Below are 24,963 nucleotides of genomic sequence, written 5' to 3'. Positions count from 1 at the left end.
GGTCGGGTCCGCAGGGGAAACGGGATCCGCGGTCGCACGGCCTGGTCCGCGATCCCGCAGCCGGACCTGCCGACCGCGCGGCCGGACCCGCGGCTGCGGGGCGTCGGCCGGTGGTGAAAAAACTTCTGCGGATTTCCTTCGCCGACGGCGATGAGTTCCGGGGAGCGCGGCCGTCTACCTGTCGTACACGCTCGAACAACAGCGTTCGGGCACCAACAGAGAGCGAAGCGGCCATGCCTCGGATGATCTTCGTCAACCTGCCGGTCAAGGACCTCGAAGCGACCAAGTCCTTCTTCGGCAAACTGGGTTTCTCGTGCAACCCGCAGTTCAGCGACGAGAAGACCGCGTGCCTCGTCATCAGCGACACCATCTTCGCGATGCTCCTCTCCGAGCCCCGCTTCAAGGAGTTCACCAAGAAGGAGATCGCCGATTCCTCGAAGTCCACCGAGGTGATCCTCGCCCTGAGCGCCGACAGCCGGGAGGAGGTGGACCGGCTGGTCGACACCGCCCTCGCCTCCGGCGGCTCGCCCGCCAACGAGACGATGGACCACGGCCACATGTACGGCCGTTCCTTCCAGGACCCGAACCACCACATCTGGGAGGTCGTGTGGATGGACCCGGCCGCCGTCGAGGCCCAGGGCTGAGGACGCCGGCCGTCGGCCGGCGGGGGACCGGACCTCAGGAGGAGAGGCCCGGGTACGTCACCCCCGTGAGCTGCTCGGACGCCACCCAGAGCCGCTCGCTCGCCACGTCGTCCAGCGTCCAGCCCGCCCGCCGGGACGGGGCCGGCGCACCGCGCCAGCCCAGCAGGCCCGGCCCGGTGAACGAATCGGGGGACGCGCCGGGCGCGGTGGCCGCGTACAGCGTGGGCAGCGCCCCCATGGACGCGGGCTGGGCGATGATCCGGTTGCCGAACCCGAACACCCGCTCCACCGCCCTGCGGTTCTCCATCCGGGCGGCGGCGGTCTGCAGGTTGGTCGACGCGTATCCCGGGTGCGCGGCGGCGGCCACCAGACCCGATCCGGCCCTCGCGAGCCGCCGGGCCAGCTCGTGCACGAAGAGCAGATTGGCCGTCTTCGAGCGGGCGTAGGCGATCCAACGGCGGTAGTTCCGCTCGCTGTTGAGATCCCCCATGTCGATGTTCGACAGGGCGTGCAGCCCGCTGGAGACGCTCACCACCCGCGCCCCAGGCGTGTCGAGAAGCCTCGGCAGCAGCAGCCCGGTCAGGGCGAAGTGCCCGAGGTGGTTGACGCCGAACTGCCGCTCGAAGCCGTCGGCCGTCTTCCCGTACGGGAGGGCCATCACGCCCGCGTTGTTGATCAGCAGGTCGATCCGCTCGGGCACGCGCTTCTCGGCGAACTCGCGCACGGACGCCAGATCGGCCAGGTCGAGCGGTACGAACTCCACGTCCGCGCCGGTCACGGCCGTCCGGATGCGGGACTCGGCCGCCCTGCCGCGCGCCTCGTCGCGGCAGGCGAGCAGGACCCGCGCACCGCACCGGGCCAGCTCCCGCGCGGTGCACAGCCCGAGCCCGCTGTTGGCTCCGGTGACCACGGCCGTGCGGCCGCTCTGGTCCGGGATGTCGCTCGCGTTCCAGCCCTTGCTCATGGCCCAAGCGTACGGTGACGGGGCCCCGGCCGGACCGGTGCGGTCCGGGGCTCGTGACCGGCGGGGGCCGCGCGGAACAGGACGGACGGGCGCGCGGCGCGGGCGGTGCGCCGGGCGGGTGGCGGCGCGGAAGTCCGGGAACCTCAGAACCGGCTCAACTTTCCCGGCGTCCGGCCGAAGTGGTTGGACGGGGCACGCATCGCGTCCATAAGGTCGCGACCATGCCCGACATAACGCTCACCGCTCTGATCGTCCTCTGCCTCGCCGCCGCCGCGGCCGGCTGGATCGACGCGGTGGTGGGCGGCGGCGGGCTGCTCCTGCTGCCCGCGCTGCTCCTGGGCCTGCCTCAGGTACCCGCCGCGCAGGTGCTGGGCACGAACAAGGCGGTCGCCATCGTCGGCACGTCGGGCGCCGCCGTGACGTACGTGCGCAAGGCGCCGGTCAAGGTCGCGACGGCCCTGCGGATCGGGCTCGCGGCCCTGGCCGGGTCGATGGCCGGGGCGTTCTTCGCCGCCGGGATCAGCAGCGATGTGCTCCGACCTGTGATCATGGTGGTGCTGCTGGCCGTCGCGGCGTTCGTGATGCTGCGGCCCTCGTTCGGCAGGACCGCGGACGACGACGCGCGGCGCGAGGCGGGCCGGGCCCGTACCGTCGCCGCCATCGTGCTGGTCGGCGGCGGGATCGGCTTCTACGACGGGCTGTTCGGGCCGGGCACGGGCACCTTCCTGGTGCTGGCCCTGACCGCGGTGCTCCACCTCGACCTGGTGAACGCGTCCGCCACCGCCAAGATCGTCAACGTCTGCACCAACGCGGGCGCGCTGGCGATGTTCGCGTACCAGGGCAGCGTGCTGTGGCAGCTGGCCGCGCTGATGGCGGTGTTCAACCTGGCGGGCGGGCTCGTCGGGGCGCGGATGGCGCTCAGCAGGGGCAGCGGATTCGTCCGCGGGGTGCTGCTGGTCGTGGTGTTCTCGCTGGTCGCGAAGCTGGCGTTCGACCAGTGGGCGGGCTGAGGGCCCACCGGGCGGCCACCCGGCCGGATACCACCGGGCGACCACCTGTCCGGATACCGCCGGACAGGCTCCGGGCGGGCCGCGGGGCTCAGCGCACGGCGGTCAGATGCGCGTACGCGACCACGTTGCCCTCGTACCCCGTCTTCTCCGAGAAGCCGCCGCCGCAGGTGATCATCCGCAGCGAGGCGTAGGGCGCGGCGCCGTACACCCGTTTGTCGGGGAAGTCGTCGTTCTCGTAGACCTCGATCGCGTCGAGCGAGAAGACGGCGGTGCGCCCGTCCTTGCGGACCACCTCGACCGTGCTGCCCTTCTGCAGGGCGCCCAGGTCGTAGAAGACCGACCTGCCCTGCGCGTTGTCGACGTGCCCGGCGACGATCGCGCTGCCCAGGGAGCCCGGGGGAGTGCCGTCGCGGTACCAGCCGACGACGTTGCGGTTCCCGGCCGGCGGCACGTCGAGGCTGCCGTCGGAACCCAGTCCGAGGCGCATCACCGGGGCGTCGACCCGGATGCTCGGGATGCGCAGGCGCACGGGCTCCGAGGGCTGCAGCGGCTGGGCGAGCGGCGAACCCGGCTGGAGCTCCGGCCCGCCCGCGAAGCCCTGGGCGGCGGTCGGCCCGGGCGGCACCAACTGGGTGTCGGAGCCGTTCCGGATCAGCCAGACGCCGACCAGCGCGGCGATGACCAGCAGCCAGCCCTTGGCCTTCTGGGACACGGTCGTCCTCCGGGTGACGGAAACGGGAACGGTCCCGTCCCGGTGGCGCGCGGCCACCGGGACGGAACACCGGGCGGTACGGAGACGTGAATCCGCCTCCGTCAGCCGGCTCCCTGCGTGCCGCTCGCCCGGCGACGCAGGAGCCAGGCTCCGCCGACGGCGGTCACGGCGAGAACGCCGGCGCCCGCCGCGATCTGGGTGGTGTCGGACCGGACGCTGCCGCCGACTCCTGTTTCGACGTGCCCGGTCGGGCCGGTCGGGGGCCGGTGGCCGGACGACGAGCCGTCGTGCTCCGAGGACGAGTCGTCGCGCCCGGACGAGGAACCGTCGTGCTTCGCCGGGTCCTCCCCGCCGGAAGAACTCCAGTCGTCACGACCGGACGACGAACTGTCGTGGCCGGACGACGAGGAGCTGTCGGGCCCGGACGGGTTGTCGCGCCCGCCGGACTCCTCGCCCTCCTTGTCTGCCTTGTCCGTCTTCTCGCCGCTGCCGCCCTCTTTCTCCTCGTCCCCGGAGGCGTTGTCGTGCACGCCCGGCAGGCCGAGCCCGGAGAAGGCGTCGAGGCCGCCCGCGGAGTCGAGCAGCGAGGGGGCGTCGAGGCCGGAGAGCGAGTCGAGCCCGAACTGGGCGTCCGCGCCCGGCCCGGCGACCGTCTCGCCCGCACCCTCCTCGTCGGCGGGCTGCGCCACCGGCTCCTCGACGGTCCGGGACAGGGCGCTCGCCGAGCCGGTCCGCAGTGCCTCGGTGTCACCTGCGTACGCGGTCGGACCGGCGGTGAAGAGGCCGAGCGTGGCTATGGTGACCGCCGAGGCGGCGGTACCGGTCACTAGGCGGACAGGACGCATGGGGGGTTCCTCCGGCGATGGGGGCGAGTCGGTGTGTCCTGGCTCCGAGCTAACGGGCGTGTCGCCATCCATGCCTGCTGACACCGAGTCAGCTTTCACCCGATCGGACCGGCGCGGCAGCCTTGCCAGAACGTGATCGTGCAGGTCACGGCAGTAATCGAAGGTGGTGGGAGGAGGTTTGCGCCGCCCGGTGCCGATCGGGTGACGGCCCTCTCGAGAAAATGTGGCGTACGTCACACGCATGATGGTGCGGAGGCCGGGCACACGTCTGACACCCCCCACGGGACGGTGCAACAGGCCGCCCCAGGCCGCCGCCCCCATCGGGACCGTCCCCCCAGGACCCGGTGGGGGCGGAGCCGTTCCCGGGCCGGAGCCGTTCCGCGGCGGTCCGGGCCGCATCGCACCGCATCGCACACGCTCCGTCACTGCGGCGGGCTTTTGCTGCGGCGACGTTTCGTCCGCATGGCGACCTCGTGGCGGGAGCGCCCAAAACCTGGTGTCCGCTCAAAGTCGCAGGTCAGGCTGGTGTTCGCACATTCGTGCTCATGCTCCGTACGAAGAAAGTCCCCGCCGCACATGTACACGTCCACCAGACCAGGCACCCCCGGGGTGCGTCTCCTCCGTGCGGTGAGGAGGTGCCGCTCATGGTGCGCCACGTGACCCGCAAGGCGGCGGGCTGGCTCCTGATGATCGTGGTCGCGACCAACGCGACCTACTTCCTGGCCAGTTGGTTCCTGGACCCGCGGTCGAACTTCAAGGAGCTGCGGCCGGTCCGCACCGAGGGCCAGATCGCCCGGGCCCTCGAACCGTACAACCTGAGCCCGCAGGAGCCGCTGGTGCACCGGTGGTGGGACTGGCTCACCTCGGTGGTCCTCCACTTCGACTGGGGGAAGTCGCCCACCGGCGTCTCCGTCAACGGGGAGATCGGCTACCGGGCGCTCATCAGCGGGGAGCTGGTCATCGTCGCGACCGTCCTGTCCGTGGTCATCGGCGTCGCGCTGGCCGTGTACACCGCGTCGCGGCAGTACGGCTGGGCCGACCGGATCTCGCAGGCCGTGTCCATCGCGGTGTTCAACATCCCGACGTCCGTCGCCGCGCTCGCCGTGGTCTTCGTCGCCATCTGGCTGAACCAGCACGCCGGGATGGACTTCCTCTACGTCGCGGGGGAGAACTCGCCCGACGTCGAGGGGCTGCTCCCGACGATCGGCGACCGCCTGCTGCACCTGATCCTGCCGACCCTGAGCCTGACGCTGATGGGCTACGTCGGCTACCACCTGACGCAGCGTTCACTGCTGCTGGACACGATCGACGCGGACTTCGTGCGCACCGCCCGGGCCACCGGACTCACCCGGTCCGCGGCGGTCCGCAGGCACGCCCTGCGCGCCGCGCTCATCCCGACGGCGACCTCCGTGGCGTTCGGCATCCCGGCCATGTTCACCGGCGCCGTCATCACCGAGACGATCTTCGGCTGGAACGGCATGGGCCGCTACTTCATCCAGACCATCGGCAAGAACGACGTGCACGGCACGGTCGCGACGGCGGCCTTCGCCGCCGCGCTGACCGCGATCGGCGCGATCCTCGCGGACGTCGCCACGGTCTTCCTCGACCCCCGAGTGAGGGTGAACTGACGTGGCCACGGACATCGGAACCGAAGCGTCACCGGCCGCGAACGCGCCGTCGGCCGCGGCGAAGGACGCGCCCCGACTCGGCCTCGGCCGGCTCTACCTGCGACGCTTCCTGCGCAACCGCCTCGCCGCGGCGGGGGTGGTGATCTTCGTGCTGCTGGTGCTGTTCAGCGTGTTCGGCGGCCTGCTCACCCCCTACACCCACTCCGACGCCGACTTCGCCGCGCTCACCCGGCCACCGAGCGGCACCCACTGGTTCGGCACCAACCAGGGCGGCAACGACGTCTACGCCTCCGCCGTGCACGGACTGCGGCGCTCCCTGGCGATCGCCGTGAGCGTCTCCGTCCTGACCGTCGTCGTCGCCGCGGTCATCGGCTCCAGCGCCGCGTACTTCGGCGGCCGGGTGGAGAAGACGGTCCTCGCCGTCATCCACTTCCTGCTGGTCGTCCCCTCGTTCCTCATCCTCGCCCTGGTCTCCCACCGCCTCGCCGGCGACTGGCGGGTCCTCGTCGTCGTGCTCACGGCGTTCGGCTGGATGTCCACCGCGCGGGTCGTCTGGTCCCTCGCGACCTCGCTGCGGGAACGGGACTACGTGAAGGCCGCCGAGTTCATGGGCATCGGCGCGCCGCGCATCATCCTGCGCCACATCATCCCCAACCTCGGCTCGCTGCTGATCGTCAACCTGACGCTCGGCGTCGTCGCGACCGTGCTCGGCGAAACCGCCCTGTCCTTCCTGGGGTTCGGCGTCCAGACCCCGGACGTCTCCCTCGGCACGATGCTCGCGGACGGGGCGGGCACCGTCACCAGCGCCCCGTGGCTCTTCGCCTTCCCCGCGGGACTGGTCGTCCTGCTCACCGTCTCGATGACCTTCGTCGGCGACGGCCTGCGCGACGCCCTCGACCCCACGTCCGTGACCGGAGCGGCAGGAGGCCGATGATGACCACCACCACGACGACACCCCGCCCCGGCGCCCCGGCTCCCACCGGCCCCGCCCCCGTGCTCTCGGTCCGGGACCTGCGGGTCTCCTTCCCCTCGGAGGCCGGACCCGTCGAGGCGGTGCGCGGCATCGGCTTCGACCTCCTGCCGGGCCGGACCCTCGGCATCGTCGGCGAGTCCGGCTCGGGCAAATCGGCCACCGCGATGGCCGTCATGGGCCTGCTGCCGCCCTCCGCCGAGGTGCAGGGCCGGGTGCTGCTCGACGGCCGCGACCTGATCGGCCTCGACGACAGGGAACTCTCCGGGATACGGGGCGACTCCATCGGCATGGTCTTCCAGGACCCGCTGTCCGCGCTCACCCCGATCTTCTCCGTGGGCAGGCTGCTCTCCGACGCCCTGCGGGTCCACCGCGACCTGACGAAACGGGCCGCCCGGGAACAGGCCGTCGAACTCCTCGACCTGGTCGGCATCCCCGACCCGAGGAGCCGGGCCAAGTCGTTCCCGCACGAGTTCTCCGGCGGCATGCGCCAGCGCGTCGTCATCGCGCTGGCCATCGCCAACCGGCCGTCCGTCCTCGTCGCGGACGAGCCCACCACCGCCCTCGACGTCACCGTGCAGGCCCAGATCCTGGACGTCCTGCGGCTGGCGCAGAAGGAGACCGGGGCCGGACTCGTCCTCATCACGCACGACCTCGGGGTCGTCGCCGGGCACGCGGACGACGTCGCCGTCATGTACGCGGGCCGGATCGTGGAACGGGCGGGCGTCGACGAGCTGTTCCGCCGGCCCACGATGCCGTACACCGCGCGGCTGCTCGCCGCCGTGCCCACCGTCGACAGTGGCGTCCACCGGCCCCTCGTCCCGATCGGCGGGGAACCGCCCGCCCCGGTGGACCTCCCGGCCGGCTGCCCCTTCGCGAGCCGCTGCGCCGTCGCCCGCGACGACTGCCGGGCCGACGAGCCCGAACTGCGCGAGATCACCGGGCACGGCCACGTGGCCTGCCTGCGCGCGGACGAGATCGCCGACGGAACCCTGGACCCCACCGGGGACACCGGACCGGCCGACCCGCCCACCGACTCGCCGGACGGACCGGGGGAGCGGGCCACCGGCGACGTGGTGCTCAAGGTCGAGGACCTGGTCAAGACCTTCCCGGTCACCAAGGGCGCCGTCCTCAAGCGCCGGGTCGGCACGCTGCACGCCGTCGACCGGGTGAGCTTCGAGCTGCGCGCCGGGGAGACCCTGGGGCTGGTGGGGGAGTCGGGCAGTGGCAAGACCACCACCCTGCTGGAGGTTCTCCGGCTGAAGCGGCCCGAGGGCGGCCGGATCGAGGTCGACGGCACCGACGTCGCGACGGTCGGCGCCACCGCGCGGGCCCGGGAGCTGCGGCGGGACGCGCAGATCGTCATGCAGGACCCGATGGGGGCCCTGAACCCGAGGCTGCCCGTCTTCCAACTGCTCGCCGAACCCCTGCGGGCCATCGGGCGGGACCGCGAGTCGATCCGCTCCCGCGTCCACGAACTGCTCGCCCTGGTCGGCCTGGACGCCTCGGTGGCCGACCGCTTCCCGGCCGCGCTCTCCGGCGGCCAGCGCCAGCGGATCGGCATCGCCAGGGCCCTGGCCACCGAGCCGAAACTGCTCGCCCTGGACGAACCGCTCTCGGCCCTGGACGTGTCGGTGCAGGCCGGGGTGATCAACCTGCTGGCCCGGCTCAAGCGCGAACTCGGGCTCGCCTACCTCGTGGTCGCCCACGACCTGGCCGTGGTCCGGTACGTCTCCGACCGCATCGCGGTGATGTACCTGGGGCAGATCGTCGAGACCGGGGAGACGGAAGCGCTCTTCTCCGACCCGAAGCACCCCTACACCCGGGCACTGCTGTCGGCGATCCCGGTGCCCGACCCGCGGCGGGAACGCACCCGCGAACGCGTCGTGCTGCGGGGCGAACAGCCGAGCGCCGCCCGCCCGCCCGCGGGCTGCGTCTTCGTCGACCGCTGTCCGCTGTACCGCCTCGCCGCCGAGGACGTGCGCGAACGCTGTCGCACGGAACGCCCCGCGCCGACGGCGGTGGCCGGCCGGCCCGGCCACCGGTACGCCTGTCACGCCGTCTGACCCGGCCCGCGGCACGCCGGGCGCCGCCCCGGCCCCGCCCGCGAACACGGCTCGTCCCCCGTATCACCGAACCAGAAAGAACCCCTCCGCCATGCGCGCAAGACTCGCCCTGCCCATCGCCCTCGTCGCCGCCGTCTCGGTCGCCGCCACCGCGTGCGGCTCCTCCGGGAAGGACGCGACGGACCCGGCGAAGGGCACCCCGAAGACCGCGTCGGCCGCGGCCGACTACAACCCGGTGCCGTACGAACGGATCAAGGACGGCGGCACCTACACCACCGCCGGGACCTTCGACGACCAGGGCAACCCGTTCAACGTCAACGCCACCCTGACCGCCGCCCGGATCTGGGCCTGGTACAACGCCGACGCGATCACGTACTCGCCCACCGGAGAGGTGCAGTACAACCCGGACTACTACAGCGACGTGAAGGTCTCCGTCGAGGGCGGCCGGCAGACGGTCACGCTGACCATCAACGAGAAGGCCGCCTTCAACGACGGCACCCCGATCGACTGGACCGCCATCGAGGCCACCTGGAAGGCCAACAACGGCTCGGACAAGGGGTACGACGCCTCGTCCACCGACGGCTACGACCAGATCACCTCGGTCCACGAGGGCGCGGACGCCAAGCAGGCCGTCATCGAGTTCAAGGGCGTCAACGCCGCCTGGACGACCCTGTTCACCACCTTCCTGCACCCGAAGGCGGCCACCGTCGCCAACTTCAACAAGGCGTACGTCAAGAAGGCCCACCCGGAATGGGGCGCGGGCCCGTACACCGTCGGCAAGTGGGACACCCACTCGGGCGGCATCACCTTCGTCCGCAACCCGAAGTGGTGGGGCAAGAAGGGCAAGCTCGACAAGCGCGTCTACGTCAACCTGGAGTCGACCGCCGCGGTCAACGCCTTCAAGAACGGCCAGCTCGACTACACCTCGGCCGTCGACGCGGAGAGCCTCAAGCAGGTCAAGGGGCTCAAGGGGACCGAGATCCGCAGCGGCGGCAGCCCCTTCGAGTACTCGCTCCACTTCAACACCAAGTCGGCGAACCTCTCGGACAAGGCCGTCCGCAAGGCCATCCAGCAGAGCATCGACCGCTCCCAGATCGCGAAGATCCAGTTCCAGGGGCTGGACCACAAGGAGCCGCTGCCCGGTTCGGCGATCCTGTACAGCTTCCAGAAGGGCTACCGGGACAACGTCGCGGCCGTGCTGAAGCACTCGCCGGACGAGGCGAAGAAGACCCTCGACGCGGCCGGCTGGAAGCCCGGCGGCGACGGCATCCGGGCCAAGGACGGCAAGCGGCTCCAGGTCGGGTACACGATCCTCGGCGACGATCCGCTGGACAAGGCCGTCGCCGGTGCCTTCACCGCGATGCTGAAGCCGGTCGGCGTCGAACTCGTCATCAAGAAGGCCGACCCCGCGGACTTCTCCGAGGTCCTCAGCGAGCGCAGGTTCGACCTCTTCCTGTCGGGGAACCGCTCCATGGACCCGTTCGGCGCCCGCTACCTGTGCGACTTCTACTGCTCGGACCGCGACTCCAACATCACCGGCTCCGGCACCCCGGCCCTGGACGAGGAGATCCGCGCCACCGCCGACATCGCGGACCTCGACGAGCAGATCGCGGCGGCCAACGAGGTCGAGCGGAAGGCGCTCCAGCAGTACGCCTTCCTGCCGCTGTTCAGCGGTCCGTCGACCTACAGCGTGAAGAAGGGCCTCGCCAACGTCGGCGCCACGATCTTCCACAGCCCGCTGCCGGAGACGATCGGCTGGGAGAAGTAGCCCGCACATACCCGGTCCCGGGGCGGTCCCACCCGACCGCCCCGGGACCGACGGCACCGGACGGCGCCGGACCTTTCCGGACCTCTCCGGACCGCCCGGAGCCGTTCTGGACCGCCCGGAGCCGCCCCGGGCCGCCCCCGGAACGTCAGATCGTGTCCCGGGGCACCGCGTCGTACACCCGCCCGATCCGTGCCATCAGCTCCTCGTCCACCGCGAACTCCGCGCCGTCGATCCGCCGGACCGGCGCGATGCCCTGCGAGTTGGTGAGGAACGCCGACCGGAACGCGCCCAGCCCGTCCAGCGTCACCGGACGCCGTGCGGACCCCAGCCCCGCACCGGGCAGGTCCCGTTCCAGCAGCGCCATGGTGATGCCGATCAGGCACGGGGCGTCGGGCCAGACCACCGAAGTGCCGTCCCAGAAACCGATGTTGGTGATCGCCCCCTCCGTCACCGTGCCGTCCGGCGCGGTCAGCAGGGCCTCGTCGAAACCGGCACGCGCGGCCAGCCGCGCGTAGTACGTCTGGCCGAACTCCCCGGGACGCTTGATGTGCGGCACGGTGCGGACGTACGGGACGGACATCAAGGAGTGCGGTTCGGCGGACTTCCGGGCCGGCCCGCGCACCGTCACCATGACGGTGGTCTCCGTATCGCCCGGGGGCAGGAAGCCGTGCACCCGGACCGAGGCGTCCCGCACCCCGGCACCCTCCAGCGCGTGCCGGACCAGCCCGCGGACCCGCTCCCCCTCCAGCGGACGCTCGAACAACTCCCGGTTCGCGGCGTCCAGTCGGGCCAGATGCAGCGCGAGACCGCGCGCCTTCCCGTCCCTGACCTGCATGGCGGTGAAATGGCCGTAGCCGAGGAAGGCCGGAATCCGAAGGTCCTCCTCGGTGGCCGGACGCCCGTCGAACTCGGCGTACGGAAAGGACGGGGGCGGGGAAGTCGTCATGCTCCCACCGTAGGGCCGGCGCCCGGCCGGGGGCCCGATCCGAACGGGCTTGACCTCAACCGTGGTTGACATAAGAGCCTCTTCGCATGGAACTCACCGAAGCACCCGCGTCCACCGTTTCCACGACCGGCTCCACCGCGCCCCTGAAGGTCGCGGTCATCGTCGCCAGCAACCGCGAGGGGCGGTTCGCCCCCGTCATCTCCGACTGGTTCCTCTCCCGCACCGCGGACCGCCCCGACATCGAGACCGACGTGGTCGACATCGCGGAGCTCGACCTCCCGGTCGCCCTCTCCCACCGGCTCGACGCCGACGCGCAGGGCCGGCTCGCGGCCGTCTCGTCGAGGCTGGCGGCGGCCGACGCCTTCGTCGTCGTCACCCCCGAGTACAACCACTCCTTCCCGGCCCCGCTGAAGAACCTCATCGACTGGCACCGCGAGGAGTGGCAGGCCAAGCCCGTCGCGTTCGTCTCGTACGGCGGGGTGTCCGGCGGGCTGCGGGCCGTCGAGCACCTGCGGCAGGTCTTCGCGGAGCTGCACACGGTCGGCATCCGCGAGACCGTGTCCTTCCACAACGCGGGCGCCCTGTTCGACGACGAGGGCAGGCACCTGGACCCGGCGGGCTGCGACGCGGCGGCCAAGGTGCTGCTCGACCAGCTGGTCTGGTGGGGGCACGCGCTGCGCGACGCCAAGGCCGTGCGCCCGTACGGTCACTGACCGCGGGCGGCGCCGGGCCGGGCCGTCGTCCCGGTCGTGCGGCGCCGGGCCGTCTCGCGCACGACAATCGGGTCAGGGGCGGGCGTCCCGCGGCGGCCCGGCCGCGACCGACCCACGAGGAGCCGAGAGTGACGACGACGTCGGCATGGCTGACCGTACTGACCACGACGGACAGCGAGGAGAAGGCCCAGGCCCTGGCCCGGGGCGTGGTGGAGGCGAGGCTCGCCGCGTGCGCGCAGATCTCCGCGCCCGTCACCTCGGTCTACCACTGGCGGAGCGCCATCGAGACGGCGAAGGAGTGGCAGCTGCTGTTCAAGACGACGGCCGAGCGGTACGACGAACTGGAGGCCCACCTCCAGGCCGCGCACGACTACGAGACCCCGGAGATCATCGCGATCCCGATCCTCCGGGGGAGCGCCCGCTACCTCGCCTGGGTCTCGGCCGGGACCGCCCCGCTCACCTCCCTGTGACGCCGGGGCCGGCGGCGCGGCGGCACGGGCGGACGGCGGCACGGACGGGCGGACGGCGGCACGGACGGCGCGGCGGGCCGGGCTACTCCCCGTCCGCCGCCAGCGCCTTCCCGATCCCGGGCTCCCGCGGCCCCAGGAAGTGCGGATCGGGCTCGAACACGGCGTCCAGCGCCGCCTTCCCCGCCGCGAACACCTCCCGCGTCCCGCCGTAGTACCAGGTCGCGTCGTGCACGGCGTCGACGCCGACGCCGTACGCGTCGATACCGGCGGTCCGGCACAGCGCGATCGCCCGGCGGATGTGGAACCCCTGGCTCACCAGCACCGCCCGGTCGACCCCGAAGATCTTCTTGGCCCGTACGCACGAGTCCCAGGTGTCGAACCCCGCGAAGTCGCTCACGATCCGCCGGTCCGGGACGCCCCGCTCCCTGAGGAAGGTGCGCATGGCCTCCGGCTCGTCGTACTCCTTCCGGCTGTTGTCGCCGGTCACGAGCACGACCTTCACCTTTCCCGCCCGGTACAGCTCGGCGGCGGTCCGCAGCCGGTTCGCCAGGTACGGCGACGGCCTGCCCTGCCACAACCCCGCCCCGAACACCACGGCCACCTGCTGCGCGGGCGCGTCCGCGACCGTCCTGACGCGGGCGTCGGCGACGGTGTACATCCAGGTCGCGGGCGCCAGCCCGGCCACGCACGCGAGCATCACCCCCTGCACGGCCCGCCGCTGCCCGCGCCGCGTCCGGGGCCATCTCGGCCGCAACCGCCCGAGCAACCGCAGTCCCGGCCGTCTCATCCGCATGGGAGCCCCTTCTTCCTCCGTACCGGGGGCCGCCGCCCCCACCTGATCGGACGACCGGCGGACCCAAAGGGTTGCGAATCGGGCGGACGGGTTCGGACGGGCGGCCCGCGCGGCCGCCTGGGCCCGCTCACCGGACCGGCCGTCTACTGTCGGAACCATGGACGGTACGCAGGGCCACGGCACGGACGGCACGCAGGGCCATCGCACGACCCCCTACGGCCCGGCGGACGCCGAGCGCTGGGACACCGAGCCGGACAAACGGCCGGGCCGCACCGCCTTCCAGCGCGACCGCGCCCGGGTGCTGCACTCCGCCGCACTGCGCCGGCTCGCCGGGAAGACCCAGGTGGTCACCCCCGGCACCCGCGGCCACGCCTGGGACGCCAGCCCGCGGACCCGGCTCACCCACTCCCTCGAATGCGCCCAGGTCGGCCGCGAGCTCGGGGCCGCGCTCGGCTGCGACCCCGACCTCGTCGAGACGGCCTGCCTCGCCCACGACCTGGGCCACCCGCCGTTCGGGCACAACGGCGAGCAGGCGCTCAACGACTTCGCGTCGGACTGCGGCGGCTTCGAGGGCAACGCCCAGTCGCTGCGGCTGCTGACCCGGCTCGAACCCAAGCGCTTCGTGCCCGACACCCGGACCGGCGAACTGGTCAGCGTCGGCCTCAACCTGACCCGGGCCGCCCTGGACGCCGCCACCAAGTACCCCTGGCCGCGCGGCGCGCACCCCACCGACCCCGGCTCACCGAAGTTCGGGGTGTACGAGGACGACCTGCCGGTCTTCGAATGGGCCCGCAGGGGCGCGCCGGAGAACCGCAAGTGCTTCGAGGCCCAGGTCATGGACTGGTCCGACGACGTCGCGTACTCCGTGCACGACTTCGAGGACGGGCTGCACGCCGGACACATCGACCCCGGCCGCCTCTGCGCCGAGCCCGAGCGCGACGAGATCTGGGCGGTCGCCATCGGCCGCTACGTCCCGGCGGACACCGACCCCGAGGAGCTGGCCGAGGCCCTCGACCGGCTCGTCGACCAGGACTGGTGGCCGCACGGCTACGACGGCTCCGCCGTCGCGCAGGCCCGGCTGAAGGACGCCACGAGCCAGCTCATCGGCCGGTTCTGCCTCGCCGCCGAGAGCGGCACCCGGCAGGCGTACGGCACGGGCCGCCTCGGCCGGTACGCCGCCGAACTCGTCGTCCCCCGCGAGACCCGCAACGAATGCGCGGTCCTCAAGGCGGTCGCCGACCTGTACGTCATGCAGCGCGCCGAGCAGGAGGCGATCCGCGCCGACCAGCGGATCGTCATCGCCGAGCTGGCCGCCGCACTGACCGCGCGCGCCCCGGAGGGGCTGGAGCCGCAGTTCCGGGCCCTGTTCGACGCCGCGCCCGACGACCGGGCCCGCAAGCGGGTCCTGGTCGACCAGATCGCCGCCCTCACCGACGCGTCGGCCCGCTCCCTGCACGCCTCGCTCGCCCTGCGCCGCTGACCGGCCGCCGCAGCCCCCGCCGCCGACCAGCCGCACCGCCGACCGGCCGCACCGCCGACCGGCCGCACCGCCGACCGGCCGCACCGCGCCGGGCCCGCCGTTCCCCGTCCCCCGGCGGCCCCGCTCCCAAGGACGCCTCTCAGGAACGCTCGTTCATCAGCGCGTCGCCCAGCGGCGTCCGGCGGTGGATCACCGCGGAGCCCTGCCGCTCCGAGGCGATCAGCCCCGCCTCCCGCAGCACCGTCGCGTGCCGGCTCGCCGTCGACAGGGTCAGCCGCAGCACCTCGGCCAGCTGCGTCGTCGTCATCGGCCGCTCCAGCACGTCCAGCGCGGCGGCCCGGGAACGGCCGATGAGCCGGGCCACCCCCGGTGTCCTCGAACCGGCGTCGCGCCGCGCGGCCCTGGACCGCTCCAGCCAGCCCGGCACCGGGGACAGCGGATGGACCAGCACCTGCGGCAGTTCGGGGTCGGCCAGCATGACCGGGTAGCGCACGCAGAAGAACGCCGGGACGATCGTGAGCGGCCGGCCGTTCAGCGGCTTGTCCCGGGACACCGGATACGGGGCCTCCAGCAGCCGGTTCTCGTTCCGCCAGCCCAGGTCGGGGCCGTAGCTGGCCAGCAGGCCGTCGCTGCCCGAGCCCAGCGCCGCCCGCGCGCGCACCGGCCGGTCGGCCGCCACCGCGGCCCGGATGTCGTCCGCGTACGGCTGGACCACCACCGCGTACGTGCGGCGCAGTGCCTCGCCCAGCCGCCCCAGCGCCCGCCGGTCACCGCTCGCGAGCAGCCGCGCCCCGCCCGGCATCCGGCCGGGCGGGTGGAGCATGGAGATCTCCCGGTCCAGTTCGGCCATCGGGGTCGACAGCACCCGGTCGACGGCGGTCTCCAGATCGGTGTCGCCCCGCCCCGGGGTCAGGAAGTCCGGGAAGAACGCGGCGTGCGGGCACAGCCGGGTCAGGGCGGTCACCGTTTCCCCCAGGCCCGCCCGCGCGATCGCCGCCCGGACCTCGCGCCGCCACGGGTCGAAGGCCACCGCCGCCTGCCGGTTCTGCAACAGGTGCAGAGCGAGTACGAGTTCCCACATCGGATCCGGGCCCGGCGCGATCCGCAGCCGGTTCAGGTCCTCACTGGTGAAGTGGATGCGTAACATGCGCCCCCCGCGTGTTCCGTCCTCCGCGCCGCCCCGGGACCCCGTCGGGCCGCCCCCGCCGGCGCCGGATTTCCACAGTAGTCAGTCGCCCCGGCCGGGCAAACGGGATCGGGCCCGTCTGCGAGCCGCGCCGCGGGCCGCGGGCCGCGGGAGCAGACTGGGACCGACCACTGGGGGTGACCTGATCGGGGTACACCCTCTTTCGCCATCACGCTGCGTGCGGGACGCTCGCAGTTGGCGGCGCCGCGAAGCAAGCACCGAGGAGGCATCAAGTGGTCGACGCACATCGGACGTTCGTCATCGTCGGAGGAGGGCTGGCCGGGGCGAAGGCAGCGGAGACCCTCCGGACGGAGGGTTTCAGCGGCCGGGTGATCCTCCTCGGCGACGAACGAGACCATCCGTACGAACGGCCGCCGCTCTCCAAGGGCTATCTGTCCGGCAAGGAGGACCGCAACAGCGTATTCGTCCACGACACCGCCTGGTACGCGGGCGCCGAGATCGAACTGCACCTGGGCCAGCCCGTCACCTCGCTCGACCGGGTGGCCCGCTCCGTACGGCTCGGCGACGGCACCGTCGTCCACTACGACAAGCTGCTGCTCGCCACCGGGGCCGAACCGCGCCGCCTCCCCGTGCCGGGCACGGACCTGGCCGGTGTCCACCACCTGCGCCGCCTCGCCCACGCCGACCGGCTGCGCAACGTCCTGACCGCGCTCGGCCGCGACAACGGCCACCTGGTGATCGCCGGGGCCGGCTGGATCGGGCTGGAGGTCGCGGCGGCGGCCCGCGGATACGGCGCCGAGGTCACCGTCGTCGAACCGGAACCGACCCCGCTGCACCAGGTCGTCGGCCCCGAACTCGGCCAGATCTTCACCGACCTGCACAGCGACCACGGGGTCCGCTTCCACTTCGGCGTCCGCCTCACCGAGATCATCGGCCAGGACGGCCTGGTGCTCGCCGTCCGCACCGACGACGGCGAGGAGCACCCCGCCCACGACGTCCTCGCCGCGATCGGCGCCGCCCCCCGCACCGCCCTCGCCGAGACCGCCGGGCTCGCCATGGCCCCCCGCGCGGACGGCGGCGGCATCGCCGTGGACGCCTCCCTGCGCACCAGCGACCCGCACATCTTCGCCGCCGGTGACGTCGCCAACGTGGCCCATCCGCTGCTCGGGGCCCGGCTGCGCGTGGAGCACTGGGCGAACGCGCTGAACAGCGGCCCGGCCGCGGCCCGCGCCATGCTCGGCCAGGAGGTGAGCTACGACCGGGTGCCGTACTTCTTCTCCGACCAGTACGACCTCGGCCTCGAGTACTCCGGCTGGGCGCCGCCGGGCAGCTACGACCAGGTGGTCATCCGCGGTGACGCGGGGAAGCGCGAGTTCATCGCCTTCTGGCTGAAGGACCGCCGGGTGCTGGCCGGCATGAACGTCAACGTGTGGGACGTCACCGAGACCGTGCAGGGGCTGATCAGGTCGGGCCGGCAGGTCGACCCGGACGCGCTGGCGGACCCGTCGGTGCCGCTGGACTCGCTGGCCTGAGTCGCGCCCGGTACGCCGGACCCCGCCCGGTCCCCCCGGGCCGCGCCCGGCGTACCGGACCGGCGGGTTCCGCGGATCACAGTGCCGCGCGGTCCGGCTGTCCGCCCCCACCCGTAGAATTCACCCGTGGCAGGCAGGATCAATGACGACGATGTGAAGGCGGTACGGGACGCGGTCCCGATCGACGCCGTCGTGTCCGAGTACCTCCAGTTGCGCAACGCGGGCGGTGGCAACCTCAAGGGGCTCTGCCCGTTCCACGACGAGAAGTCCCCCTCCTTCCAGGTCAGTCCGAGCAAGGGTCTCTTCCACTGCTTCGGCTGCCAGGAGGGCGGCGACACGATCGCCTTCGTGATGAAGATCGACCACCTCTCGTTCTCCGAGACGGTCGAGCGGCTCGCCGCCAAGGCGGGCATCACCCTGCGCTACGAGGAGGGCGGGTACAACCCCTCCCACCAGCGCGGCGAGCGCATCCGGCTGGTCGAGGCGCACAAGACCGCCGCCCGGTTCTACGTCGAGCAGCTGGAGAGCCCCGAGGCCGAGATCGGCCGGAAGTTCCTCGCCGAACGGGGCTTCGACCAGGCCGCCGCCGCCCACTTCGGCATCGGCTACAGCCCGGCCGGCTGGGACCACCTCACCCGCTACCTGCGCGGCCAGGGCTTCAGCGACAAGGAGCTGATCGCCTCCGGCCTCTCCCAGGACGGCAGGCGCGGCCCCATCGACCGCTTCCGCGGCCGGCTGATGTGGCCGATCAGCGACACCTCCGGAGACGTCGTCGGCTTCGGCGCCCGCAGGCTGCGCGAGGACGACAACGGACCGAAGTACCTCAACACCCCCGAGACCGCGATCTACAAGAAGTCCCAGGTGCTGTACGGCATCGACCTGGCGAAGAAGGACATCGCGAAGGCCAGCCGGGCCGTGGTCGTCGAGGGCTACACCGACGTCATGGCCTGCCACCTCGCCGGGGTCACCACCGCCATCGCCACCTGCGGCACGGCCTTCGGCGGCGACCACATCAAGATCCTGCGCCGGCTCCTGATGGACAACGGCAGTGCCCGGGTGATCTTCACGTTCGACGGCGACGCGGCCGGGCAGAAGGCCGCCCTGCGGGCCTTCGAGGACGACCAGAAGTTCGCCGCCGAGACGTACATCGCCATCGCCCCGGACAACATGGACCCCTGCGACCTGCGACTGGTCAAGGGCGACGACGCCGTGCGCGACCTGGTCGAGCCGCGCACCCCGCTCTTCGAGTTCGCGCTCCGCCAGATCGTCTCCAGGTACGACCTGGAGACCCCGGCGGGCCGCGCCGCCGCGCTCGACGAGGCGGCGCCCGTCGTCGCCAAGATCAAGACGGGCAGCGTGCAGCGCGAGGTCGCCGTCCAGCTGGCCGGCTTCGTCGGCATCCTGGACCAGGAGTACGTGGTGCACCGGGTCAACCAGCTCGCCCAGTGGGCCCGCGGCCGGGGCGGCGACCGGCGCGGCCCCGCACGGCCCGCCGCGCGGGGCGGCGCACAGCACCAGGAGATGCGGGCCCCCGTGACCCCGTCGGGCCCCGCGCTCAACCTCCGCAGCCCCGCCCACCGCACCGAGCGCGAACTGCTCAAGCTCGCCCTCCAGAAGCCCGAGCTGGTCTCGCCCGCGTTCGACGCCTACGGGGCCGACGAGTTCACCGCCCCGCCCTATGCCGCCGTGCGCCAGTGCATCGAGGAGGCGGGCGGCGCCGAACAGGGCCTCGCCGACAGCCGCGAGTACCTGGTCCGGGTGCTCGACGCGGCCCCCGACGAGACGGTGCGCAACCTCGTCACCGAACTGGCCGTGGAGGTCTTCCACGGCAAGAGCATCGACGAGACCTACGCGGGCATGCAGCTCGTCCACGTCCGGCTGCGCGCCGTCGACCGCCGGATCGACGACGTCCAGAGCAGCCTGGCCCGGCTCGGCAGCAACGTCGCCCCGGACCACCTGGCCGCCGCGCAGAACGAGGTCTGGGTCCTCCAGCAGTACGCCCAGAACCTGCGCGGCAACGGGGCCGCCGCGCTCTGACGCCCCTCGGGTGCTCCCGCGGTAACCGCCCGGTCACGGACCGGACTCAGAAAGTCCCCGCACGCCCCTCGTGACGGGGATGTGTCGTGCCCCACACTGAGGGCGGTGCCTGAGTCATCGGAACGCGGCCGGTCCACCGAACGGTGGCCCGCACCCGCGGTCCGGCAGCGATCACCTGGAGGTCGCCCCCGTGCAGACCCGGACCAAAACCGAGCACATCTCGGCCATCCCCGCGCAGAAACGGGCCTTACGGCACCCGGAGGCCGCGGTGGAACCCCCGCCCGCACCGGTCGATCCGCCGGACCCGCCCGAGGCGCTCGCCGAGGAGCCGCCGGAAGCGCTCACGGAGGAGTCCGACACCCCGGAGCCGGGGCCGGGGCAGGGGGCGCGGAACCGTCCGGAGACCGGCACCACCTCCTCCGACCTCTTCCGCCAGTACCTGCGGGAGATAGGCCGGATACCCCTGCTCAGCGCCGCCGAGGAGGTGGAGCTCGCCCGCTGCGTCGAGGCCGGGCTCTTCGCCGAGGAACGGCTCGCGCGCACCCCGGACCCCGACACCCGGCTGGCCGTCGACCTCGACCGGCTGGTGGTCATGGGACGGATGGCCAAACGCCGCCTCATCGAGGCCAACCTCCGCCTCGTCGTCTCCGTCGCCAAGCGCTACATCGGACGCGGGCTGACCATGCTCGACCTGGTCCAGGAGGGAAACCTCGGGCTGATCAGGGCGGTCGAGAAGTTCGACTACACCCGGGGCTACAAGTTCTCCACGTACGCGACCTGGTGGATCCGGCAGTCCATGTCCCGCGCCCTCGCCGACCAGGCGCGGACCATACGGGTCCCGGTGCACGTCGTCGAACTGATCAACCGCGTCGTGCGCGTCCAGCGCCGGCTGCTCCAGGAACGCGGCTGCGAACCCACGGCCGAGGAGGTCGCGGCCCAGCTCGACCTCACCCCGGAGCGGGTCGGCGAGGTCCTGCGGCTCGCCCAGGAACCCGTCTCGCTGCACGCCCCGGTCGGCGAGGAGGACGTCGCCCTCGGCGACCTGATCGAGGACGGCGACGCCGCGTCCCCCGTCGAGTCCGCCGCCTTCCTGCTGCTGCGCGAGCACCTCGAAGCGGTGCTCTCCACCCTCGGCGAACGCGAGCGGAAGGTGGTCCAGCTGCGCTACGGGCTGGACGACGGACGGCCCCGCACCCTGGAGGAGATCGGCCGGATCTTCGGCGTGACCCGCGAACGCATCCGCCAGATCGAGTCCAAGACGCTCGGCAAACTGCGGGACCACGCCTTCGCCGACCAGCTCCGCGGCTACCTCGACTGAGACGGCGCGAGGGCCCGCGCCACCGGTCGGCGGCACGGGCCCTCGGGGGCCGGACGGGCGGTGTCCCTAGTCGACTTCGGCGACCGCCTGGGCGAACTGCGCCGAGTACAGCCGGGCGTAGGCGCCCTGGGAGGCCAACAGCTCCTCGTGCGTGCCCTGTTCGACGATCGAGCCGTTCTCCATCACCAGGATGACGTCGGCGTCCCGGATCGTGGAGAGCCGGTGCGCGATCACGAAGCTCGTGCGGCCGTGCGCGAGGCGCGCCATCGCCTTCTGGATCAGCACCTCGGTCCGGGTGTCGACGGAGCTGGTCGCCTCGTCGAGCACCAGGATCACCGGATCGGACAGGAACGCGCGGGCGATCGTGATCAGCTGCTTCTCACCCGCGCTGACCCCGGTGCCCTCGTCGTCGATCACCGTGTCGTAGCCGTCCGGGAGGGTGCGGATGAAGCGGTCGGCGTGGGCCGCCCGCGCCGCCTCCTCGATCTCCTCGCGGGTGACCTCGCGCGAGGCGCCGTACGCGATGTTGTCCGCGATCGAGCCGCCGAACAGCCAGGTGTCCTGGAGGACCATGCCGATCGACCGGCGCAGGTCGTCGCGCGACATCCTCGACACGTCCACCCCGTCGAGCGCGATGCGCCCGCCGGTCACCTCGTAGAACCGCAGCAGCAGATTGACCAGGGTGGTCTTCCCGGCGCCGGTCGGGCCGACGATCGCGACCGTGTGGCCGGGCTCGACGTCCAGCGACAGGTTCTCGATCAGCGGCTTGTCCGGGTCGTAGCGGAACGACACCTTCTCCAGCGAGACCCCGCCCCGCAGCTTCCCGGGCCGCTCGCCCTCGCCGGGCGCGGGGTCGGCGCCCTGCTCCTCGGCGTCCAGCAGCTCGAAGATCCGCTCGGCCGACGCGACGCCCGACTGCACCAGGTTCGCCATCGAGGCGACCTGGGTCAGCGGCATCGAGAACTGGCGCGAGTACTGGATGAACGCCTGCACGTCACCGATGGACAGCGCGCCCGAGGCGACCCGCAGCCCGCCGACGACGGCGACCAGCACATAGTTCAGGTTCGACATGAACATCATCAGCGGCTGCATGATCCCGCTGTTGAACTGGGCCTTGGAACTCGCCTCGTACAGCGCCTCGTTCTGCTCGGCGAAGCCCTTCGCGGACTCCTCCTGCCGCCCGAAGACCTTCACCAGGGTGTGCCCGGTGTACATCTCCTCGATGTGGGCGTTGAGCTTGCCCGTGACCCGCCACTGCTCCACGAACTGGGGCTGCGAGCGCTTGCCGACCTTCGTCGCCACGACCACCGAGAGCGGCACCGTCGCCAGGGCCACCAGGGCCAGCAGCGGCGAGACCCAGAACATCATGATCAGGACACCGACGATGGTGAGCAGGGAGTTGATGAGCTGGCCCATCGTCTGCTGCAACGTCTGCGAGATGTTGTCGATGTCGTTCGTCGCCCGGCTGAGCACCTCGCCGCGCTGGGCCCGGTCGAAGTACGACAGCGGCAGCCGCGACAGCTTCGTCTGGATGTCCTCGCGCAGCTGGAACACGACCCGGTTGATGATCCGGATCGACAGCCGGGTGGCCACCAGCATCAGCAGCCCGGCCCCGACGTAGATCGCCAGCGCCACCAGCAGCACGTCGCCCACCGCGCCGAAGTCGATGCCGTGCCCCGGCACGAAGTCCACCCCGGACAGCATGTCGGCGAGGCCGCTGTCGCCCTCGCGCATGCGCGCGATGGTCTCTTCCTTGGTCGCCCCCTCCGGCATCTGCCGGCCGATGAACCCGGCGAAGACCAGGTCGGTCGCCCGGCCGAGGATCTTCGGCCCGATCACCGACAGGGTGACGCTCACCGCGCAGGCCGCCAGCATCGCGTAGAGCGAGAGCTTCTCCGTCTCGAAGCGCCTCAGCAGCCGCTTCGAGGACCCCTTGAAGTCCATGGAACGGTCGGTCGGCGCCCCGCCCGCCATCATGCGTCCGCCAGGACCGGCCATCACGCGGCCTCCGCTTCCGTCAGCTGGGAGAGCACGATCTCCCGGTACGTCTCATTGCCGGCCATCAGTTCGTGATGGGTGCCGGAGCCGACGACCCGGCCCTCGTCCAGCACCAGGATCCGGTCGGCCTCGCGGATGGTGGACACGCGCTGCGCCACGATCACCACGGTCGCGTCGGCGGTCTCCCGCGCCAGCGCGCCGCGCAGCGCGGCGTCGGTCGCGTAGTCCAGGGCCGAGAACGAGTCGTCGAAGAGATAGATCTCCGGCCGCTGCACCAGCGTCCTGGCTATGGAGAGCCGCTGCCGCTGCCCGCCGGAGACATTGGTGCCGCCCTGCGCGATCGGCGCGTCCAGGCCGTGCTCCAGGCCCTCGACGAACTCCTTGGCCTGGGCGACCTCCAGCGCGTGCCACAGCTCCTCGTCGGTCGCGTCCGGGTTCCCGTACCGCAGGTTCGTCGCGACCGTCCCGGAGAACAGGTACGGCTTCTGCGGGACGAGGCCCACGGTCCTGGCCAGCAGGGCCGGGTCCAGCGTCCGCACGTCCGTGCCGTCCACCAGCACCTGGCCGTCCGTCACGTCGAACAGCCGCGGCACGAGCCCCAGCAGCGTCGACTTGCCGCTGCCCGTCGACCCGATGATCGCGGTGGTCTCGCCGGGGCGGGCCACCAGGTCCACCGACCGCAGCACCGGCTCCTCGGCGCCCGGGTAGCGGAAGTCCGCGCCGCGCACCTCCAGATGGCCGTGGGCGCGCAGCTCGCGGACCGGCGCGACCGGCGGGACCACGCTCGACTCCGTCTCCAGGACCTCCTGGATGCGCTCGGCGCACACCTCGGCGCGCGGCACCATCATGAACATGAAGGTGGCCATCATCACCGACATGACGATCTGCATCAGATAGGCGAGGAAGGCGGTCAGCGCACCGATCTCCATGCCGCCGCTGTCGATGCGGTGGGCGCCGAACCAGAGCACCGCGATCGACGAGACGTTCACGACCGTCATCACGGTCGGGAACATCAGCGCCATCAGCCGGCCCGTGGCCAGCGCCACGTCCGTCAGCTCGGTGTTGGAGCCGCGGAAGCGCTTCTCCTCGTACTCGTCGCGGACGAAGGCGCGGATGACCCGGTTGCCGGTGATCTGCTCGCGCAGCACCCGGTTCACCGTGTCGAGCCGCTCCTGCATCGTGCGGAACAGCGGGCGCATCCGCTTCACGATCAGGCTCACCGAGATGCCCAGCACCGGCACCACCGCGAGCAGCACCGCCGACAGCGGGACGTCCTGGCCGAGCGCCATGACGATGCCGCCGACGCACATGATGGGGGCCGACACCATGAGGGTGAACGTCGTCAGCACCAGCATCTGGACCTGCTGGACGTCATTGGTCGTACGGGTGATCAGCGACGGTGCCCCGAACCGCCCGAGCTCGCGTGCCGAGAACGACTGGACCCGGTCGAAGACCGCGGCCCGCACGTCGCGGCCGAGCGCGGACGCGGTACGGGCGCCGTAGTGGATGGCCCCCATGTTGCAGACCACCTGGCCGATGCTGACGGCGATCATGATGGCGCCGAATTCGAGGATGTAGCCGGTGTCCCCCTCGACGACACCGTTGTCGATGATGTCGGCGTTCAGGGTGGGGAGGTAGAGGCTGGCACAGGTCTGCAGCAGCTGGAGGAGGACCAGCAGCGCGATGGGTTTCTTGTACGGACCGAGATGGGCCCGCAGGAGTTTTATGAGCACGCGTGTCTCTCGGATGTCGGCAGAGTGCGGGAGTCGACCCATTTTCCGGCACCGTCGGCCGCGACTGCGAGTAATTTTACTCAAGACCAGGTCAAAAAAAAGACCGAGTACACAGTCGGTGGGAGTCCCGCCGCACGCCCGGTCCGACCGGGTGCCGCACCCCCGGTTCCACCGCGCCCGCGCGCGCTC

20 protein-coding genes are annotated in these 24,963 nt (G+C 72.1%); 12 read left to right on the top strand and 8 right to left on the bottom strand.

All coding sequences use genetic code 11. From position 1 onward, the window contains the following. The first annotated feature begins 233 nt into the window (after window positions 1–233). Window positions 234–644, top strand: a complete 411-nt coding sequence (locus EAO76_RS08895; protein WP_148835002.1) for a VOC family protein — start codon at window positions 234–236, stop codon at window positions 642–644. Window positions 645–678: 34 nt separating this feature from the next. On the opposite strand, the gene EAO76_RS08890 is transcribed toward EAO76_RS08895, so the two are convergent. Next, window positions 679–1,608: an oxidoreductase gene (locus EAO76_RS08890; RefSeq protein WP_148835000.1), complete on the bottom strand. Its 930-nt coding sequence runs from the start codon at window positions 1,606–1,608 to the stop codon at window positions 679–681. Window positions 1,609–1,829: 221 nt separating this feature from the next. On the opposite strand from EAO76_RS08890, the gene EAO76_RS08885 reads away from it, so the two are divergent. Continuing rightward, the gene (locus EAO76_RS08885) at window positions 1,830–2,618 is read left to right on the top strand and encodes a TSUP family transporter (RefSeq protein WP_148834997.1); all 789 of its coding nucleotides are present in this window, start codon (window positions 1,830–1,832) and stop codon (window positions 2,616–2,618) included. Between the two features lie 88 nt (window positions 2,619–2,706). Here the strand turns inward: EAO76_RS08885 and EAO76_RS08880 are convergent, their stop codons facing one another. Both EAO76_RS08880 and EAO76_RS08875 read right to left on the bottom strand, forming a co-directional pair. Next, window positions 2,707–3,330 (bottom strand): class F sortase, encoded by a 624-nt coding sequence (locus tag EAO76_RS08880; RefSeq protein WP_148834995.1) that lies wholly within the window; start codon window positions 3,328–3,330, stop codon window positions 2,707–2,709. A 101-nt stretch (window positions 3,331–3,431) separates the two neighbouring features. After that, on the bottom strand, window positions 3,432–4,175 hold the full coding sequence (locus tag EAO76_RS08875) for a hypothetical protein (protein WP_148834993.1): 744 nt from the start codon (window positions 4,173–4,175) through the stop codon (window positions 3,432–3,434). A gap of 644 nt (window positions 4,176–4,819) precedes the next feature. On the opposite strand from EAO76_RS08875, the gene EAO76_RS08870 reads away from it, so the two are divergent. From EAO76_RS08870 to EAO76_RS08855, 4 genes are all read left to right on the top strand, one after another. Further along, window positions 4,820–5,803, top strand: coding sequence for an ABC transporter permease (locus EAO76_RS08870; RefSeq protein ID WP_148834991.1), 984 nt, complete (start codon window positions 4,820–4,822; stop codon window positions 5,801–5,803). A gap of 1 nt (window position 5,804) precedes the next feature. Continuing rightward, window positions 5,805–6,737: an ABC transporter permease gene (locus EAO76_RS08865; RefSeq protein WP_399461715.1), complete on the top strand. Its 933-nt coding sequence runs from the start codon at window positions 5,805–5,807 to the stop codon at window positions 6,735–6,737. Then, entirely contained in the window at window positions 6,737–8,839 is a 2,103-nt protein-coding gene (locus EAO76_RS08860; RefSeq protein ID WP_148834989.1) for an ABC transporter ATP-binding protein, read from the top strand. The genes EAO76_RS08865 and EAO76_RS08860 overlap by 1 nt, the downstream gene beginning before the upstream one ends. A gap of 91 nt (window positions 8,840–8,930) precedes the next feature. After that, window positions 8,931–10,607: an ABC transporter family substrate-binding protein gene (locus tag EAO76_RS08855; protein ID WP_187438507.1), complete on the top strand. Its 1,677-nt coding sequence runs from the start codon at window positions 8,931–8,933 to the stop codon at window positions 10,605–10,607. A 145-nt stretch (window positions 10,608–10,752) separates the two neighbouring features. Here the strand turns inward: EAO76_RS08855 and EAO76_RS08850 are convergent, their stop codons facing one another. Next, a complete protein-coding gene (locus EAO76_RS08850; protein WP_148834987.1) occupies window positions 10,753–11,553 on the bottom strand; it encodes an aminotransferase class IV family protein in 801 nt (266 codons plus the stop codon). 86 nt (window positions 11,554–11,639) lie between these two features. Here EAO76_RS08850 and EAO76_RS08845 point away from each other — a divergent pair, with 86 nt between their 5' ends. Next, complete coding sequence (locus EAO76_RS08845; RefSeq protein WP_148834985.1) at window positions 11,640–12,266, top strand: NADPH-dependent FMN reductase; 627 nt, start codon at window positions 11,640–11,642, stop codon at window positions 12,264–12,266. Window positions 12,267–12,394: 128 nt separating this feature from the next. Continuing rightward, complete coding sequence (gene cutA, locus EAO76_RS08840) at window positions 12,395–12,736, top strand: divalent-cation tolerance protein CutA (protein WP_148834984.1); 342 nt, start codon at window positions 12,395–12,397, stop codon at window positions 12,734–12,736. Between the two features lie 82 nt (window positions 12,737–12,818). Here the strand turns inward: cutA and EAO76_RS08835 are convergent, their stop codons facing one another. Further along, entirely contained in the window at window positions 12,819–13,523 is a 705-nt protein-coding gene (locus tag EAO76_RS08835) for a vancomycin high temperature exclusion protein (RefSeq protein WP_148835656.1), read from the bottom strand. 163 nt (window positions 13,524–13,686) lie between these two features. Between EAO76_RS08835 and EAO76_RS08830 the strand changes: the two genes are divergently transcribed. Continuing rightward, a complete protein-coding gene (locus EAO76_RS08830) occupies window positions 13,687–15,009 on the top strand; it encodes a deoxyguanosinetriphosphate triphosphohydrolase (RefSeq protein ID WP_148834982.1) in 1,323 nt (440 codons plus the stop codon). A 139-nt stretch (window positions 15,010–15,148) separates the two neighbouring features. On the opposite strand, the gene EAO76_RS08825 is transcribed toward EAO76_RS08830, so the two are convergent. After that, on the bottom strand, window positions 15,149–16,156 hold the full coding sequence (locus EAO76_RS08825) for a helix-turn-helix transcriptional regulator (protein ID WP_148834980.1): 1,008 nt from the start codon (window positions 16,154–16,156) through the stop codon (window positions 15,149–15,151). A gap of 272 nt (window positions 16,157–16,428) precedes the next feature. Between EAO76_RS08825 and EAO76_RS08820 the strand changes: the two genes are divergently transcribed. The 3 genes from EAO76_RS08820 to EAO76_RS08810 all read left to right on the top strand — a co-directional run bounded on the left by EAO76_RS08820 (window position 16,429) and on the right by EAO76_RS08810 (window position 21,043). Further along, the gene (locus tag EAO76_RS08820) at window positions 16,429–17,688 is read left to right on the top strand and encodes an NAD(P)/FAD-dependent oxidoreductase (RefSeq protein ID WP_148834978.1); all 1,260 of its coding nucleotides are present in this window, start codon (window positions 16,429–16,431) and stop codon (window positions 17,686–17,688) included. 126 nt (window positions 17,689–17,814) lie between these two features. Beyond that, window positions 17,815–19,725: a DNA primase gene (gene dnaG, locus EAO76_RS08815; protein WP_148834976.1), complete on the top strand. Its 1,911-nt coding sequence runs from the start codon at window positions 17,815–17,817 to the stop codon at window positions 19,723–19,725. Between the two features lie 190 nt (window positions 19,726–19,915). Further along, the gene (locus EAO76_RS08810) at window positions 19,916–21,043 is read left to right on the top strand and encodes an RNA polymerase sigma factor (protein WP_148834974.1); all 1,128 of its coding nucleotides are present in this window, start codon (window positions 19,916–19,918) and stop codon (window positions 21,041–21,043) included. Window positions 21,044–21,109: 66 nt separating this feature from the next. On the opposite strand, the gene EAO76_RS08805 is transcribed toward EAO76_RS08810, so the two are convergent. Then, window positions 21,110–23,041, bottom strand: a complete 1,932-nt coding sequence (locus EAO76_RS08805; RefSeq protein ID WP_148834972.1) for an ABC transporter ATP-binding protein — start codon at window positions 23,039–23,041, stop codon at window positions 21,110–21,112. Further along, a complete protein-coding gene (locus EAO76_RS08800; RefSeq protein ID WP_148834970.1) occupies window positions 23,041–24,774 on the bottom strand; it encodes an ABC transporter ATP-binding protein in 1,734 nt (577 codons plus the stop codon). The genes EAO76_RS08805 and EAO76_RS08800 overlap by 1 nt, the downstream gene beginning before the upstream one ends. Window positions 24,775–24,963: the final 189 nt, after the last annotated feature.

Source organism: Streptomyces sp. sk2.1 (assembly GCF_008120935.1).
GTDB lineage: Bacteria > Actinomycetota > Actinomycetes > Streptomycetales > Streptomycetaceae > Streptomyces.
Note: the sequence above shows the minus strand (reverse complement) of the source record. Positions and strands in the feature narration are given on the sequence as shown.